Consider the following 15,260-nt stretch of genomic DNA (forward strand, 5'->3'; position numbering starts at 1 on the left):
AAGAAATACCTGATTATGAACATACACGAATATCAAGGAAAAGAGATTCTAGGTAGTTTTGGAGTACGCACTCAACGAGGGATAGTAGCCCAAACTGCAGAAGAAGCTGTAAAAGCCGCAAAAGAATTAACAGAACAAACCGGAACAGGGTGGCACGTGATTAAAGCACAGGTTCATGCTGGAGGTCGTGGTAAAGGAGGCGGCGTTAAGCTTGCAAAAAACCTTAAAGAAGTAGAGCAGATTGCTGGAGAAATAATCGGGATGAACCTGGTAACCCCTCAAACCTCTGCAGAAGGTAAAAAAGTGCATCAGGTATACGTAGCAGAAGATGTTTATTATCCAGGAGATAGTGAGCCAGAAGAATATTACATGTCGGTTTTACTCAACCGTGCAACAGGTCGTAATATGATCATGTATTCTACAGAAGGTGGAATGGATATAGAAACCGTTGCGGAAGAAACCCCACATTTAATTTTTACTGAAGAGATAGATCCTGCAACAGGACTTTTACCATTTCAGGCGAGGAGAATTGCCTTTAACTTAGGTCTTAGCGGAGCGGCTTTTAAAGAAATGACAAAATTCGTAATGTCTCTTTACAAAGCTTTCGATAAATCTGATTCTTCTTTATTCGAGATTAACCCGGTGCTTAAAACAAGTGACGATAAGATTTTAGCGGTAGATGCTAAAGTTACTTTAGATGATAATGCACTATTCCGTCATAAGGACTATGCGGAGATGCGTGACAAGCGAGAAGAAAATCCAACTGAAGTAGAAGCAAAAGAAGTTGGCCTTAACTATGTAGATCTAGACGGGAATGTTGGATGTATGGTTAATGGTGCAGGTCTTGCTATGGCAACCATGGATCTTATTAAACAAGCGGGTGGTGAGCCTGCAAACTTTCTGGATGTAGGAGGTACTGCAGATGCTAAACGTGTAGAAGAAGCTTTTAGACTCATCTTAAAAGATGAGAAAGTAGAAGCTATTCTTGTTAATATTTTTGGAGGTATTGTACGTTGTGACCGTGTGGCACAGGGTATTGTAGATGCTTATAAAAATATGGGAGATGCTATTAAAGTACCAATTATTGTAAGATTACAGGGTACTAATGCTGATGTTGCTAAAAAACTGATCGACGAAAGTGGTCTTGCAGTTTCTAGTGCAGTACAATTTAAAGAGGCAGCAGATAAAGTACAGGCAGTACTTTCTTAATCAGTCTGTTAAACATATTATTTCTTAAAGCTCGCCAATGGCGGGCTTTTTTTATTAATAATCGTAGGCTTTTTTTGAGGAAATGTTAAAAAAATCTTAAAAATAAGTGGATTGTGTAACAATCACTGTTTTACTATCGTCTTTTAAGTGTAATAATTTTTTAAACACTTTTAATCATGAAAAAATTCCAATCTTTATTGCTAGCCTTAGCAATAGCCATTTGCAGTACATTGGCTGTAAATGCAAATAATCTAGAAAAAGCTACTAAGCCAGATCCAAGAATGATGAGTATAGAAATTTCTTCTTTACTAAAACATCATAAATTAAAACTTAAAAAAGATACCAGAGCGAATGTTCTTTTAGCAATTAATAAAGATCACGAAATTGTTGTTTTATCTGTAGAAGCAGAAAATGAAACTATAGAGCGTTTTATTAAGGAAAAACTGAATTACAAGAAAATACACTGTCCCGTTGATCCAGATGTAGAAGAGTTTAAATTACCTGTTACCCTTAAAGCAAGCGCCTAACCAGCCCGGTTCTAAAGATCAATCAATAAACGTAGAAAACTACAAAGGCTGTGAGCACATCAACTCACAGCCTTATTTTTTGCTCAAAAATTGAGATTTTAATACAAATAGAAAATTACATTTCTGGATACCAGTCCAGTAAAATTACTTCAATACTGTCACTACCTTCTTCAACCAGCGATTTAAATTTTTCAACATCAGCAAGACCATCTTTACCACGGTAGTGATAAGGATATACTTTTTTAGGGGCAAAGGCTAAAACACCTTCGGCGGCTTGCTCTACCGGCATGGTGTAAGGAAGGTTCATACAAACCAATGCAGCATCTATGTGTTTAAGATTACGCATTTCAGGAATATCCTCTGTATCTCCAGAAATGTATAATCGTTTTCCGTCTTTTTCTAAAACGTAACCATTACCACGCCCTTTTACGTGCATGGCATCATCGGCTTCGGGTAGGTTATACATCGGGATAGCTTCAATGGTAAATCCTTCTAATTGGGTTTTGTCTCCATTTGCCATGACCATTAGGTTAGTCTGTAAAGTTTCTGGTAACTGCTCTTTAACGGCTTGTGGAGCAATAATTTTAGTGTCACCAAGCTGAAGTCCTTCTAAAGTTTCAGCATTCATGTGATCTCCATGAATATCGGTAACTAAAATAAAATCTGGTTTATCCATTTCCGTAAATAAGTCGGCACCACCAACAGGATCGGTATAAAAAACCGCGTCCCCCCAATTAATTACGGCTGTGGCATGTGAAATGGGTTCAATATTAATAGTCATTTCTTCCTGATCATTCACGTCATCATTTATTGCTGTGCTTTCTTCTGGAGGGATCATTTCTCCCGGTTCAGCTTCAGATTTATTATTTTTACAGGCCATTAAAGCCGATATTGTGGCGAGGGTGAAAATTAGTTTCTTCATTTTTGCTTGATTTTAATTGCAGTATAAAATTACAGAAGACAAATAAAACAAAACCTTGTTTTAAAAAGATTTAAGATAAGCTGAGCTTCATTTTAATATCTCCACGGGCATAAGGATTGTTTTCTTCTATAGGAATTTCCATAAATCCAAATTTTCTATAAATATGAAGTGCATTTTCAAGTTTTTTGCTGCTATAGAGAATAAGCTCCTTCCAACCCATTTTATTCGCAAAATCAATGGCATGTTTCATAAGCTTTTGGCCAATTTGCTTACCACGATGATTTGGAGAAATGGCCATTTTGGTTAATTCGAAGATATTTTCTTCAATTTTCATTAATGCTACACAACCAATAATTTCTTCACTTTCTTTCACTAAGAAAATTTGCCCACCGGGCAGAATAATAAATTCTTCAGGGTTTCCTAAAACTTCATTATCGTGGGGTTCTACCCAAAAGAATTTTTCTAACCATTCGATATTCAGGTTTTTAAAGTGACTACTATATTTTGGTTCAAAACTTATAATGTTCATGCTGCCCTTTTTTCAGCTAAAGTACCATTTTACTTGATAATGCCCTAAATATCCCCTTGCATGGGTATGTTGCTGTATCTTTATTTTGGCTACAATTGTAGAGATCAAACCGCTATCTTAAAATGAAATTTTTCAAATCTATGAGTATTTTAGGTATCATTCTTTTTGTGGCCTGTAGTGGCATATCTGGAGAGGAAGATAAGAGGGCGCCGATTGTCCCACAAAAGCAACTTAAAAAGCATGATTTGGATTCTATTCATTTTTTTTATAATCGTTCACACCGAATAAAAAGACGCCAGAAAGCATTAAAACGTTCTTAATTTTCCAAAAGTTGTTGATCTTATCTATATTTATATTTCTTCTAACTGAATCCAAAAAATATGATAAGATGTTCTCCAAAATCAGTTTATGTGCTTCTGGCTTTTTTAATTTTTATTTCTTGTAAGGAAGAAACAAAACAAGAAATACCTAAAGAAGAGAAAGAGGTTCTCATTTTACCTCCAGAAGAATTATATGGTGATCTTTTTTATGATATTCAGCAAAACGAGAATTTATTCAGTGACAGCAAAACGTTTGTAGATGCCGTTCCTGAAAAGTCGCTGGATAGTATAAAATCTGAATATGAAAAAATTAAAGATCAAGGTGATAAAGCGATATTAAAATTTATAAAAGATAATTTTCAGGTTCCGGGAGAAGAAACTTCACAAGCATATAAAACCGATTCTTCTGATATTGCTACGCATATTAAAAAATTATGGTTTGTTTTAAAACGACCTGCTGACGATGAGGTAAGCGGGACTTTAATTCCGTTACCTAATTCTTATATTATTCCCGGTGGGCGATTTCGTGAAATTTACTATTGGGATAGCTATTTTACTATGTTAGGCTTGCAGGTTGATGGCGAAGTAGAAACGATCCAGAACATGATCGATAATTTTTCGTATCTCATTAACGAATTTGGATTTATCCCGAACGGAAATCGTACGTATTATTTAAGTCGTTCGCAGCCTCCGTTTTATGCGCTAATGCTGGATATTTTAGCTGAAGAAAAAGGCGATACGATTTACACGAAATATTTACCTGAATTAGAAAAGGAATATCAATTTTGGATGGAAGGACAGCAAAATCTTTCTGAAGCAGATTCGGTTTTAAATAGAGTGGTACGAATGCCAGATGGCAGTATTCTTAATCGGTATTATGATAACAAAATCACACCACGACCCGAAAGCTATCGCGAAGATGTAAAGACAGCGCAAGAAGCAGTTAAGGAAAATAAAGAGCGCACCGAAGACGAGGTTTACCAGGATTTAAGGGCTGCAGCCGAATCGGGTTGGGATTTTTCAAGCCGATGGATACAACCAGATAAAAACGGAAACTTTAATTTATCGGCCATTCATACCACATCTATTTTACCGGTAGATTTAAATAGCCTGCTCTATCATTTAGAAAAAACAATTGCCAAAGCCTATTTGATAAGTGAAAATCCAGATAAAGCAAAAGCATATAAAGAACTGGCTGAGAGTCGCGCTGCAGCTATAGAAAAGTATTTTTGGGATGCTGATACCGGTTTTTATATGGATTATGATTTTAAAGCGGGAGAACATACCCCGGTAATTTCTGTAGCCGGAGTTTATCCTTTGTTTTTCGAAATCGCTACTAAAGAGCAGGCAAAAAAAGAAGCTAAGGTTATCCAATCTCAGTTATTAAAAGATGGCGGAGTGGTAAGTACTCCTAATCATAGCGGGCAGCAATGGGATGCACCAAATGGTTGGGCACCGCTCCAATGGATTGCGTATAAAGGACTTCAAAATTATCAAATTTCAGATTTAGCCAATACCATTAAAAAACGATGGACAAGCTTAAACGAAAAAGTTTATAAGAATACCTACAAAATGACCGAAAAGTACAATGTTGAAGATCTTTCTAAAGAGAGTGGAGGAGGGGAATATCCAACACAGGACGGATTTGGCTGGAGCAATGGTGTGTATAAGAAATTAACTTCTGAATAACATGAATTGACTTTCAATCTGGCTAACTTTAAATAAAAAAGTTATGCAGAAAGAAAATCAAAAACTTATAGGCCAGACCTCTATTATTACTGGTTCCAGTTCTGGGATTGGTAAAGCAGTAGCCATTGCACTCGCTAAAGAAGGATCGAATGTGGTGATAAATTACCATTCCAGTAAAGAAGAAGCCGAGGAAGTTGCGCAAGAAATTAGTGAAGATAAAGCAGCTGGTGAGGCGATTGTGATAAAAGGGGATATGAGTAAAGAAAAAGATGTTTTAAATCTTTTTAAAACCACCATCGATAAATTTGGAACTGTAGATGTGTGTATCCCAAATGCCGGAATGCAAAAAGACGCCGCTTTTCATGAAATGACTTTAGAAGACTGGAATGCGGTAATTAACCTGAATCTTACCGGGCAATTTTTATGCTGCCGTGAAGCCATTAAAGAATTTTTACGGCGGGGTATGCGACTAGAAGTTTCTAAATCCTTAGGTAAAATAATCAATATGAGCTCGGTGCACGATATTATTCCCTGGGCTGGTCACGCCAATTATGCCGCGTCTAAGGGAGCGATACAGATTTTAATGAAAACACTTTGCCAGGAATATGCGCATAAAAAAGTGCGTGTAAACAGTATTTCCCCAGGGGCGATAAAAACCGATATTAATAAAGAGGTCTGGGATACCAAAGAAGGTCGTGAAAAAATGAAAGAAACTATTCCCTACGACAAAATAGGAGAGCCAGAAGATATTGGCCGTGTGGCCGCCTGGTTATCTTCAGATGAATCTGAATACATCAACGGAACCACTATTTATGTAGATGGCGGAATGACCTGTTACCCGGGATTTAAGGGGAACGGATAAAAGTTGAGATAAAAGAAAAAAACTAAAGGTTTTGGGATGATCCTAAAACTTTTAGTTTCTCTCTAAAACATATCGATCGCCAATTTCATTCTTTAAAATAAGTTCATTGTCTCGCAAAGTGAACTTCCAGTCTCCGTTTAAGATCAAAGACCAGTTAAATTCGGCGGTCCAGATGCATTCATTAGAGAAAAAAGAGACTGTGTTGCTATTTACTACGTACTTTCCTTCACAAATTGCCGGGAATTTTGCGAATTCCGTTTCACCGCTATATCCCATCATTAAAATTTAAACTGACTTTAGCCGTACGGTCACCTCTTTCAAAAAATCCAGTAAAATTCCCATTAATTTCAGTATACGTATCATTATCGCTACAACTAGCAAAAAAGATACATAGGCTGATTAAAAGTAGCTTTTTCATTTTCAGGTTTATATCTAATTCCAAGATACTAACAAAACTAAAAGGTTGCTTAAAAATCTATAGTTCTATGACCTTTTCTTCGGAAATAAAATCGGAAACAAGATAGCTTAACGCTTTGCCCACCTGTGCCGGGTTTTCTGCGGGAGGAGCCGCTTCGCACAAATGTAAATAGGTACAATTGCTGAAATTATAGGTTTTAAGGAAGTTTCTTATTTCTTCAAGCTGAATTCCTGAAGGTGTTTGCGCACTGCTGGAAAAATCTTTAATACTATCACAATCAATTTCGAGCCCGAATGCTTCTTCGGCAACAAAATCTGCTGCTGATTTTAGCGAATTTTGAAGATAATTTGAATCCCTTCCCATCAAGTATTCAAACAGCTGAAATTGGATGCTTTTATCGGCTTTTATTTCATCAAAGATATATTGTGGCGTGTAATTTTGATGTAATCCAAAAATAAAATAGCGGCTTAAAAATCCTTTAGATTTCGCAAAACTGAATCCGTTGCCACTATGCCGGTGTTCCAATTGGCGTAAATCGGTATGGGCGTCGATATTCAATACATTTATAGCCGAATTTAATGCTGTAGCGGTTCCTTTTATATTTCCAAAGGCATTATTATGGCCACCACCAATTATAATCGGGATTTTTCCTGCGGCCACAATAACAGCGATCACAGCCGAAAGTCGGTTATCTATTTCTTCAACCAATTGGCCTAATTCTGTAAAATAATCGGGACTGTTTTTATCGAATTTCGATGCTTTTTTCATCAAATCCTTTACCGATAATTCACCTAAAATCGCAATGTTATATGGATAGGTGAAATCGTTTACCTGAATATTTAAAAACGAATATAAAAAGGTATCCCAGGCTTTCGAAGTACCGGGTTTGCCATAGTTAGCGCGTACGCCAATATCTTCAGGAATGCCTAGAAGGATATATTTTTGCTTCAGATTAGATAATTCCGAAGTGTTTTTTACAAAATCAACCTTTTCACCAAACTTGGTTTCACCCTGCCGGCTAGCAATTTTATGTTGAATATCTTCAAAATTATAAAAATGAACATGTCGCATTATTCAATCGCTTTTCCGTTGATAAAAACCGTTTCGATATTATTACTCCCGAAGGCATAAGGAAGAAAAGTGTATGATGGAATTTCCTTTGTCATAATCAAGTTAGCCTTTTTACCTTTGGTAATGCTTCCTACTTTGTCACTAAGCTCCATTGCGTAAGCACCATTAATGGTGACTGCATTTATGGCCTCTTCCGGGGTCATTTTCATTTTTATACAGGCTAGGGAAAGTACAAGGTTCATGTTTCCGCTGGGCGTGCTCCCAGGATTAAAATCTGTTGCGAGAGCGATTGGTAGTTCAGCCTCCAAAATTTTTCGCGCTGGGGTGTAGGGAATACTTAAAAAGAGTGAACAGGAGGGAAGGGCTACCGGCATGGTTGCGGTATTTTTTAGTGCTTCAATATCCTCACTGGTCATGACTTCTAAATGATCTACGCTTAAGGCTTCATGTGCTACTCCGGCTTTAATACCTCCAATTGCATTAAACTGGTTGACATGAATTTTGGGTTTCATGCCGTATTTTTTTGCCGCACTTAAAAGTTGGTGGGTGTCGTCTACAGAAAAGTAGCCTTTTTCACAAAAAATATCGATGTATTCCGCTAAGTTTTGATTGGCCACTTTTGGTAAAATTTCATTGATCACCAAATCCATATATTTTTGTGGATCACTTTTGTATTCCTTAGGAATTGCATGGGCACCAAGAAATGTTGCTTTTATAGGAATATCATAATCTTGCTGAAGTTTTTTAATAACCCGAAGCATTTTTAACTCACCTTCCTCGGTAAGTCCGTATCCCGATTTGATTTCTACCGCTCCGGTACCTAGTTTCATAACTTCCTCTAATCGGGCAGCCGATTGTTGGTACACTTCATCTTCTGGGGTTTCTTGTAACGTTTTTGCGCTATTTAAAATTCCGCCCCCACGATTGGCAATTTCTTCATAAGATAATCCATTAATGCGATCTGCAAATTCCTGTTCCCTGTTCCCGGCATAAACGATATGGGTGTGTGAATCACACCAGGTGGGCAAAATTATTTTTCCACTGGCATCAATACTGTTTTTAAAATCGATTTCAGGAAGATTTTCCATCTTTCCGAAATCGATGATTTTATCTTCCTCTATAAGTAGCCAGGCATTTTTTATAGCAGGTAATTCTTTCATTTGCCGGCCAGCAACTTTTTTAACTTCTGGATCACGAATTTGTAATAATTCTTTGATATTCTTGAAAAGAGTCTTCATTGTTCGATTCGTTTACAACGAAGATAAAAAGATTACTGGATAATAGGGATTGGGTATGCCTCGAAATAAAATTATAGTACAAAAGAGGCTAATATCTTTTGTACTTCATAAATATCTACACTTTTATTAAACCTTTTTTTAATTGAGGGTTGCTGCTCTCCTGAAATCCAGATCTTAAGCTCGGCATCGAGATCAAAACTACCGGCAGTTTCTACACTAAAACGGGAAATACTTTTGTAAGTAGCCGAAAAGTATTCAATTTTTCTACCGGTTAACCCCTGTACATCTATAAGGATTAATCGTTTATTAGTAAAAATAAATGTATCTCTAATAATTTGAAATCCAGCTTCAATATTTTCAGAAGGAATTAATAATTTCTGATATTTCTCTTGTAGTTGTTCTTTGTTTATCGCTCCTGCGTTACCTAATAGTGATGAAAAAACACTCATGATTTAATTTTGATTTTAATGAAAAAAAACTGCCTTGAAGTTACAAATCTACAGATCATAACTTCAAGGCAGTTGTGATAAATCTTTGTTATAATTTATCTAATATAAGGATTTAGCCTAGTTTTTAAGCGATTGCATATCGATTACAAAACGATATTTTACATCGTTACTGGTAACACGCTCGTAAGCTTTATTAATATTTTGCATATCGATCATTTCGATATCTGAAACAATATTATGTTCGCCACAAAAGTCTAACATTTCCTGAGTTTCTTTAATCCCGCCAATAATAGATCCGGCAACGCTTTTTCTTCCCATTATCAATCCGCCTCCATGAAACTCTAATGGTTCTATCGCTCCAACAATAACCATAGTACCGTCTCTTTTTAGTAAACTAATGTATGGGTTTAGGTCGTGCTTTACAGGTACCGTGTTTAGAAGAAAATCAAAACTTCCTGCCTGTTCAGCCATTTTGTCTTCATCTTTAGAGATTAAAACCTCGTCTGCTCCTAATTTTTTAGCATCTTCACTTTTACCAGGCGAAGTAGTAATCATTACCACTTTGGCACCTAGAGCATGCGCAAATTTAATTCCCATGTGGCCAAGACCACCAAGACCAATTACGCCTACTTTATCACCTTTTTTTACATTCCAGTTTCTTAGTGGAGACCAGGTGGTAATCCCGGCACAAAGAAGTGGTGCTACTGCTTTGGTATCTAGATTTTCGGGAATGCTAAGGACAAATTTCTGGTCTACAACAATTTTTTCTGAATATCCACCAAACGTGTGACCGCCCAGATGTTTGTCTTTTCCATTATAAGTACCCACCATTCCGTTTTCACAGAATTGTTCTAAACCTTCTTTACAAGAATCACAATGCTGGCAAGAATCTACCATACATCCCACACCTACAAGCTGTCCTTCTTTAAATTTCGATACGTTTTCACCTACGCTAATCACGCGTCCAATAATTTCGTGACCCGGTACTACTGGGTATTGAGAACCTCCCCAGTCGTTTCTTACTGTATGGATATCACTATGGCATACACCACAATATAAAATATCGATCTCTACATCGTCGGCAAGGGTTTCACGACGATCAATTTGAAGTTGTTCTAAATCTGAAGTGTTTGTCTTTGCTCCAAATGCTTTTACCTCTGTACTTTTCATAAAATTCACTTTTTAGCCAAATTAGCTTAATTGGGTCGCAATTAAATCGTGAGCGATATATTTAACTTATTTTTAACCCAACTTCTTGATCTATATCAATTTCTTTGGGTTAAAAAATTTCTTTTAGATATTTCATATCAGATTTCGCGGTATCGATAACTTCTGCCGTTTTTCCGTTCAGCATCATTTTTCCCATTGTTTTTGCAAAACCTTTAATTTGTTCAAAATTTATTTGTGGTGGCATGGCAAGGGCATCTGGATCGGTAAAAATATTAACCACCGCTGGGCCATCGTGATCAAAAGCTTCCTGCAATGCCTGCTTTATATTCTTAGGATCTTCGACCACCCAACTATGAATATTCATGGCTTTAGCAACCATGGCAAAATCTGGATTCACCATATTGGTTTGCCATTCTGGATATCCTTCCACCTGCATTTCTAATTTCACCATTCCTAATGAAGCATTATTAAAAATGATAATTTTTGCCGGAATATTATATTGGCTAATCGTCATTAAATCCCCTAAAAGCATAGAGATCCCGCCGTCACCACACAGCGCGATGACCTGTCTATCCGGATGTCCCAAACCAGCACCAATAGCCATTGGCATCGCATTGGCCATAGAACCATGATTAAATGAACCGGTTAAATATCGATTTTTCTTTCCTTTTAAATATCTGGCCGCCCAAACCGCACTCATTCCCGTATCTACCGTGAAAATGGCATCGTCACTGGCAATTTCATCAATCATTGCGGCAACAAATTCAGGATGAATTTTCTTTTCTTCTCCTTTTGCTAAAACATAGCTACAATATTTTTCTTCGACCTCTTTATGAAGGTCCCTCATTTCTTTTAAAAACTTTGTTTCTGTCTTGGTTTCTAAAAGCGGAAGAAGAGCCTCTAAAGTATCTTTTATTTTTCCGTGGTAGCCAAAATTAACTTTAGCACGACGGCCTATGCGTTCTGGTTTTTCATCAATTTGGATGATGGTATTTTTTTCCGGAAGAAATTCGGTATAAGGAAAATCGGTCCCTAAAAGTATCAAAGTATCAGCTTCATGCATTGCTTTAAAGCCCGATTTTGTTCCCAATAATCCGTTTAGCCCAACAGCATAAGGGTTATTTTCTTTATCAAAATATATTTTTCCGCGGAAGCTGAAACCCATGGGAGCGTTTAGTTTTTTAGCCAATAACATCACTTCATCCTGTGCATCTTTACAACCATGACCACAGTAAAGCATCACCTTTTTGTTCTCGTTAATTACTTTTGCAAGGGTTTTTAATTCCTGTTCACCCGGCTGTAATTTAGAGTTTGTAAAATAGTTTTGTTCAGAGGTGGTAATATGTGTGGCATCGGCAGAGGCTACATCACCTGGCAGCCCTACAACACCAACACCTTTTTGATGAATGGCGTGCTGAATTGCGCTTTGAAAACCGTGTGCCGCCTGTGCAGGAGTATTTGCCATAAAGCAATATTTACTGCAGTCATCAAATAATTTGGTTACATTGGTTTCCTGAAAATTTTCAGTCCCCAACTTGTCTGTGGTTACTGTAGAGGCAATGGCAATAACGGGGTTGCCAGAGCGGTTCGCATCATAAAGTCCGTTTACCAAATGCACATGCCCCGGGCCACTACTGCCCATACAGCAACCAATTCCGTCCAATTCAGCATCCATAGAAGCAGCGTAAGCACCGGCTTCTTCGTGCCTTACATGAATCCATTGTAATCTTCCATCACGTCTTACGGCATCGTTAACAGGATTTAGACTATCCCCGGTAACCGCGTAAACACGTTTTACACCAGCTTCAACTAGCATGTTAACCAAAAGATCTGCAACAGTTTTTCCCATAATTTTATCTTTTTTTAATCAGTTTAAAGGTAAGGCTAAAGCCTTAACACTGCTGTTAAACCAGTGGTAAAGCCCTGATCGTAATTCCAAATAATTTTATAAAGTTTTAAGGGTTTTTAGTGCTACTTCGATTTCGAATAAAGTTTCCTTTAAGACTTCACGCCAGAAAGCTTTTTAATCTATAGTATTTACAAGCTTAAGTTCTTAAATTAGTCGCTCTAAACTTAAATAGGTTCATGAATAAAAAATATAAAGGCATTAATACGATTTGTACACATGCCGGAGAACTAGAGGACACAAAATTTAAAGGAGCTGTTTCACCATTATATATGTCTACTTCGTATGCATTTGAGGATGTAGAAGTAAAACGCTACCCAAGATATTTTAATACACCAAATCAGGTCGCTTTGGCGAAAAAGATGGCAGCACTGGAGCATGCGGAGGCTGCATTAATTTTTGGAAGCGGAATGGCAGCGGTAAGTACTGCATTGCTTTCTCACGTGCAAACAGGAGATCATGTGGTCTTACAAAATACATTATACGGCGGAACAAGTAATTTGATTACTGAAGAATTCGATAAATTTAAAATAGAATATAGTTTTACCAAAGATGCCAGTCCAGCTTCGTTTGAAGCTGAAATTAGAGAAAATACCAGGGTAATTTATATCGAAACGCCTTCTAACCCTTTACTTACCATTACCGATGTGAAAGCAGTGGCCCAATTGGCAAAAACCAAAGGTTTGGTTAGTATGATCGATAATACCTTTGCGTCACCGGTAAACCAAAATCCAATAGATTTAGGGATTGATATCGTGATTCATTCAGCTACTAAATATATGGGAGGGCATAGTGATATTCTTGCCGGAGTGGTCATTTCTTCCGAAGAAAAAATTGATACCGTGTTCCAGATGGCTAAAAATCTTGGAGGAAATTTAAGTGATTATACCGTTTGGCTTTTAGAGCGCAGTTTAAAGACCATGGGTTTGCGGGTAAAAGCACAAAACGAAAATGCACAAATCCTTGCGGAATATTTATACGAAAATGATAAAGTAGCTCAAGTATATTATCCGGGGTTAAAATCGCATCCCGATCACGAATTGGCAAATGCGCAGATGAAAGGTTTTGGAGGAATGCTTTCCTTTGAACTTATTGAAGGTTTAGATGCCCAGAAATTTCAGAAACAATTACAGTTAATTAAGTCTTCAATGAGTTTGGCAGGAGTAGAAAGTACTATTCTTTCTCCTTCAAAAACTTCGCATGGTTTGTTAACGCCTGAAGAAAGAGCCAAACAGGGCATTAAAGATGGGTTATTAAGATTTTCTGTAGGAATTGAAGAATCAGAAGATTTAATAGCCGATATCGAACAAGCTTTAAAGCATATTAGTGAGAAATAAAAATAGCATGGGGAAAGCCTTATTGCAATAATTGAAATAGAAAAATGATAAAGTTAGATATTTTGGCTGTTGGAGCGCATCCAGATGACGTAGAGTTAAGTTGTTCTGCCACTTTGGCCAAAGAGATAGAGCGTGGTAAGAAAGTAGGTATTTTAGATTTAACACGTGGAGAATTAGGTACACGTGGCACGGCAGAAATTAGGGATAAGGAAGCGATCGATGCCGCTAAAATTTTAGGCGTACATGTTCGCGAAAATCTAAGTTTTGCCGATGGATTTTTTACCAACGATAAAGAGCATCAATTAGAAATTATAAAGATTCTAAGAAAATATAAGCCTGAGATTGTTTTTTGTAATGCCATAGACGATCGTCATATAGATCATGGCCGTGGCTCTAAACTGGTAAGTGACGCCTGTTTTTTAAGTGGATTACGCCGTATTGAAACAACTAAAGACGGGATAGAACAGGAGGCCTGGCGGCCAAAACAGGTTTTTCACTATATCCAGTGGAAAAATATAGCACCAGATGTGGTGGTAGACGTTACAGGATACATGGATAAAAAGATGGAAGCGGTAAAAGCCTATCAAAGTCAGTTTTACGATCCTAATAGCGACGAGCCAAATACGCCCATCTCTAGCAATAACTTTTTTGACAGTATTATCTACAGAGCACGTGATTTAGGCCGAATTATCAATACCGAATATGCCGAAGGTTATACTGTAGAACGCTATGTAGCAGTAGATTCGATATTTGATTTAATTTAATTGAATTTTTTTCTTTGTGGAATTGTTTAAATAGTTTACATTTGCAACCGCAATTTGAAATGGTGGATGTAGCTCAGCTGGTTAGAGCGCTGGATTGTGGTTCCAGAGGTCGCCGGTTCGAACCCGGTCTTCCACCCTTATTTGTGAAACCCTGCTTTTTTAGCAGGGTTTTTTGTTTTAGCAAATTTCCCGAAATTTTATATCACTGTTTTTTATTCAAACCATTATTTTTTTAATTTTAGCTTTTTTAAGCAATTATAAATGATAACCAAAAATAAGATTAGGCGTATTGAAGATTTTCTTGATACTCACCAAAGAGTTGAAGCGAAACTTGAATTTTCCTTTCCATTGCCAAAATTTGAAAGTCTTGTTATTATTTTAAATAGTTATGCTGAATTAGAGTTGTTCTCCAGTTATTTCGAGGATTTCGATCTTCCTACTGAAGAAGAATATGAGGAGTTATGCAGTTCTAATAATTATTCGGTTTCTGCTTATCCAAAGTTTAATCTTTACGCGATATAAATTCTTCAAAAAGGGGAAAAACACCCTTTTTTATAAAAAAAACGGTTTCGGTTATAATAAAACTAAAATTTTACGGTTATTAGAGTAACTTTTAATGGTATGCGGAGCTACCGCACTTCATCTAAAAAGTTGTTTATAGCCACAAGAAGGATGATGCGAAAGCATCATCCTTCTTATTTTATAGCGATTTGATATTCTTTATCTAGTTAACTCAAGTTTCCTATTCTAAAATACATTTATGGATCTGAAATGCCATTACAAACAAGATCAATTTTAGAATAAACCCATTTGCCGTTACAGCGTTTATGTGCCTTGGCATCAAAGCAC

Annotated in this window: 17 protein-coding genes, 1 tRNA gene and 1 pseudogene; 9 read left to right on the plus strand and 10 right to left on the minus strand. The window is 36.9% G+C overall.

Features of this window, described 5'->3' with window-relative positions:
* Positions 1 to 15 precede the first annotated feature (15 nt).
* Both sucC and L1967_RS08310 read left to right on the plus strand, forming a co-directional pair.
* Positions 16 to 1,209, plus strand: a complete 1,194-nt coding sequence (gene sucC, locus L1967_RS08305; protein ID WP_249601211.1) for an ADP-forming succinate--CoA ligase subunit beta — start codon at positions 16 to 18, stop codon at positions 1,207 to 1,209.
* A gap of 176 nt (positions 1,210 to 1,385) precedes the next feature.
* Positions 1,386 to 1,736, plus strand: a complete 351-nt coding sequence (locus tag L1967_RS08310; protein ID WP_249601212.1) for a hypothetical protein — start codon at positions 1,386 to 1,388, stop codon at positions 1,734 to 1,736.
* A 115-nt stretch (positions 1,737 to 1,851) separates the two neighbouring features.
* Here L1967_RS08310 and L1967_RS08315 read toward each other — a convergent pair whose 3' ends face one another.
* Positions 1,852 to 2,658, minus strand: a complete 807-nt coding sequence (locus tag L1967_RS08315) for an MBL fold metallo-hydrolase (protein ID WP_249601213.1) — start codon at positions 2,656 to 2,658, stop codon at positions 1,852 to 1,854.
* A gap of 70 nt (positions 2,659 to 2,728) precedes the next feature.
* Positions 2,729 to 3,187 (minus strand): GNAT family N-acetyltransferase, encoded by a 459-nt coding sequence (locus tag L1967_RS08320; protein ID WP_249601214.1) that lies wholly within the window; start codon positions 3,185 to 3,187, stop codon positions 2,729 to 2,731.
* A gap of 122 nt (positions 3,188 to 3,309) precedes the next feature.
* Here L1967_RS08320 and L1967_RS08325 point away from each other — a divergent pair, with 122 nt between their 5' ends.
* The 3 genes from L1967_RS08325 to L1967_RS08335 are packed head-to-tail and all read left to right on the plus strand — an operon-like array spanning position 3,310 to position 6,058.
* On the plus strand, positions 3,310 to 3,507 hold the full coding sequence (locus L1967_RS08325) for a hypothetical protein (RefSeq protein ID WP_249601215.1): 198 nt from the start codon (positions 3,310 to 3,312) through the stop codon (positions 3,505 to 3,507).
* A 60-nt stretch (positions 3,508 to 3,567) separates the two neighbouring features.
* Positions 3,568 to 5,196, plus strand: a complete 1,629-nt coding sequence (gene treA / locus L1967_RS08330) for an alpha,alpha-trehalase TreA (protein ID WP_249601216.1) — start codon at positions 3,568 to 3,570, stop codon at positions 5,194 to 5,196.
* A 43-nt stretch (positions 5,197 to 5,239) separates the two neighbouring features.
* Positions 5,240 to 6,058: an SDR family oxidoreductase gene (locus L1967_RS08335; protein ID WP_249601217.1), complete on the plus strand. Its 819-nt coding sequence runs from the start codon at positions 5,240 to 5,242 to the stop codon at positions 6,056 to 6,058.
* A 51-nt stretch (positions 6,059 to 6,109) separates the two neighbouring features.
* On the opposite strand, the gene L1967_RS08340 is transcribed toward L1967_RS08335, so the two are convergent.
* The 7 genes from L1967_RS08340 to L1967_RS08370 form a co-directional block, all read right to left on the minus strand.
* Positions 6,110 to 6,337: a hypothetical protein gene (locus L1967_RS08340; RefSeq protein WP_249601218.1), complete on the minus strand. Its 228-nt coding sequence runs from the start codon at positions 6,335 to 6,337 to the stop codon at positions 6,110 to 6,112.
* Positions 6,324 to 6,476, minus strand: a complete 153-nt coding sequence (locus tag L1967_RS08345) for a hypothetical protein (RefSeq protein WP_249601219.1) — start codon at positions 6,474 to 6,476, stop codon at positions 6,324 to 6,326. The genes L1967_RS08340 and L1967_RS08345 overlap by 14 nt, the downstream gene beginning before the upstream one ends.
* Before the next feature lie 57 nt (positions 6,477 to 6,533).
* Complete coding sequence (locus L1967_RS08350) at positions 6,534 to 7,547, minus strand: arginase family protein (protein WP_249601220.1); 1,014 nt, start codon at positions 7,545 to 7,547, stop codon at positions 6,534 to 6,536.
* Complete coding sequence (hutI, locus tag L1967_RS08355; RefSeq protein ID WP_249601221.1) at positions 7,547 to 8,785, minus strand: imidazolonepropionase; 1,239 nt, start codon at positions 8,783 to 8,785, stop codon at positions 7,547 to 7,549. Before hutI ends, L1967_RS08350 begins: the two co-directional genes overlap by 1 nt.
* 71 nt (positions 8,786 to 8,856) lie before the next feature.
* Positions 8,857 to 9,234 carry a PH domain-containing protein gene (locus L1967_RS08360; protein ID WP_249601222.1) on the minus strand — a complete coding sequence of 126 codons (378 nt, stop codon included), beginning with the start codon at positions 9,232 to 9,234 and terminating at the stop codon, positions 8,857 to 8,859.
* Between the two features lie 117 nt (positions 9,235 to 9,351).
* Complete coding sequence (locus L1967_RS08365; protein WP_249601223.1) at positions 9,352 to 10,404, minus strand: NAD(P)-dependent alcohol dehydrogenase; 1,053 nt, start codon at positions 10,402 to 10,404, stop codon at positions 9,352 to 9,354.
* A 109-nt stretch (positions 10,405 to 10,513) separates the two neighbouring features.
* Entirely contained in the window at positions 10,514 to 12,253 is a 1,740-nt protein-coding gene (locus tag L1967_RS08370; protein ID WP_249601224.1) for a thiamine pyrophosphate-dependent enzyme, read from the minus strand.
* A 236-nt stretch (positions 12,254 to 12,489) separates the two neighbouring features.
* Between L1967_RS08370 and L1967_RS08375 the strand changes: the two genes are divergently transcribed.
* From L1967_RS08375 to L1967_RS08390, 4 genes are all read left to right on the plus strand, one after another.
* Positions 12,490 to 13,647 carry a trans-sulfuration enzyme family protein gene (locus L1967_RS08375; RefSeq protein ID WP_249601225.1) on the plus strand — a complete coding sequence of 386 codons (1,158 nt, stop codon included), beginning with the start codon at positions 12,490 to 12,492 and terminating at the stop codon, positions 13,645 to 13,647.
* Positions 13,648 to 13,694: 47 nt separating this feature from the next.
* Positions 13,695 to 14,411, plus strand: a complete 717-nt coding sequence (gene bshB1 / locus L1967_RS08380; RefSeq protein WP_249601227.1) for a bacillithiol biosynthesis deacetylase BshB1 — start codon at positions 13,695 to 13,697, stop codon at positions 14,409 to 14,411.
* Positions 14,412 to 14,472: 61 nt separating this feature from the next.
* Positions 14,473 to 14,548, plus strand: a tRNA-His gene (locus tag L1967_RS08385).
* Positions 14,549 to 14,672: 124 nt separating this feature from the next.
* Positions 14,673 to 14,933: a hypothetical protein gene (locus L1967_RS08390; protein ID WP_249601226.1), complete on the plus strand. Its 261-nt coding sequence runs from the start codon at positions 14,673 to 14,675 to the stop codon at positions 14,931 to 14,933.
* A 220-nt stretch (positions 14,934 to 15,153) separates the two neighbouring features.
* Here L1967_RS08390 and L1967_RS22465 read toward each other — a convergent pair.
* Positions 15,154 to 15,260, minus strand: a pseudogene (locus L1967_RS22465) (IS982 family transposase); the annotation flags it as partial.

Source organism: Zunongwangia pacifica, assembly GCF_023499215.1.
Lineage (GTDB): Bacteria > Bacteroidota > Bacteroidia > Flavobacteriales > Flavobacteriaceae > Zunongwangia > Zunongwangia pacifica.

What these genes read in the sequence shown, in the direction of transcription:
- sucC (WP_249601211.1), top strand. Translation starts at nt 16, where the DNA reads ATGAACATACACGAATATCAAGGAAAAGAGATTCTAGGTAGTTTTGGA.
- L1967_RS08310 (WP_249601212.1), top strand. Translation starts at nt 1,386, where the DNA reads ATGAAAAAATTCCAATCTTTATTGCTAGCCTTAGCAATAGCCATTTGC.
- L1967_RS08315 (WP_249601213.1), bottom strand. Translation starts at nt 2,658, where the DNA reads ATGAAGAAACTAATTTTCACCCTCGCCACAATATCGGCTTTAATGGCC.
- L1967_RS08320 (WP_249601214.1), bottom strand. Translation starts at nt 3,187, where the DNA reads ATGAACATTATAAGTTTTGAACCAAAATATAGTAGTCACTTTAAAAAC.
- L1967_RS08325 (WP_249601215.1), top strand. Translation starts at nt 3,310, where the DNA reads ATGAAATTTTTCAAATCTATGAGTATTTTAGGTATCATTCTTTTTGTG.
- treA (WP_249601216.1), top strand. Translation starts at nt 3,568, where the DNA reads ATGATAAGATGTTCTCCAAAATCAGTTTATGTGCTTCTGGCTTTTTTA.
- L1967_RS08335 (WP_249601217.1), top strand. Translation starts at nt 5,240, where the DNA reads ATGCAGAAAGAAAATCAAAAACTTATAGGCCAGACCTCTATTATTACT.
- L1967_RS08340 (WP_249601218.1), bottom strand. Translation starts at nt 6,337, where the DNA reads ATGATGGGATATAGCGGTGAAACGGAATTCGCAAAATTCCCGGCAATT.
- L1967_RS08345 (WP_249601219.1), bottom strand. Translation starts at nt 6,476, where the DNA reads ATGAAAAAGCTACTTTTAATCAGCCTATGTATCTTTTTTGCTAGTTGT.
- L1967_RS08350 (WP_249601220.1), bottom strand. Translation starts at nt 7,547, where the DNA reads ATGCGACATGTTCATTTTTATAATTTTGAAGATATTCAACATAAAATT.
- hutI (WP_249601221.1), bottom strand. Translation starts at nt 8,785, where the DNA reads ATGAAGACTCTTTTCAAGAATATCAAAGAATTATTACAAATTCGTGAT.
- L1967_RS08360 (WP_249601222.1), bottom strand. Translation starts at nt 9,234, where the DNA reads ATGAGTGTTTTTTCATCACTATTAGGTAACGCAGGAGCGATAAACAAA.
- L1967_RS08365 (WP_249601223.1), bottom strand. Translation starts at nt 10,404, where the DNA reads ATGAAAAGTACAGAGGTAAAAGCATTTGGAGCAAAGACAAACACTTCA.
- L1967_RS08370 (WP_249601224.1), bottom strand. Translation starts at nt 12,253, where the DNA reads ATGGGAAAAACTGTTGCAGATCTTTTGGTTAACATGCTAGTTGAAGCT.
- L1967_RS08375 (WP_249601225.1), top strand. Translation starts at nt 12,490, where the DNA reads ATGAATAAAAAATATAAAGGCATTAATACGATTTGTACACATGCCGGA.
- L1967_RS08390 (WP_249601226.1), top strand. Translation starts at nt 14,673, where the DNA reads ATGATAACCAAAAATAAGATTAGGCGTATTGAAGATTTTCTTGATACT.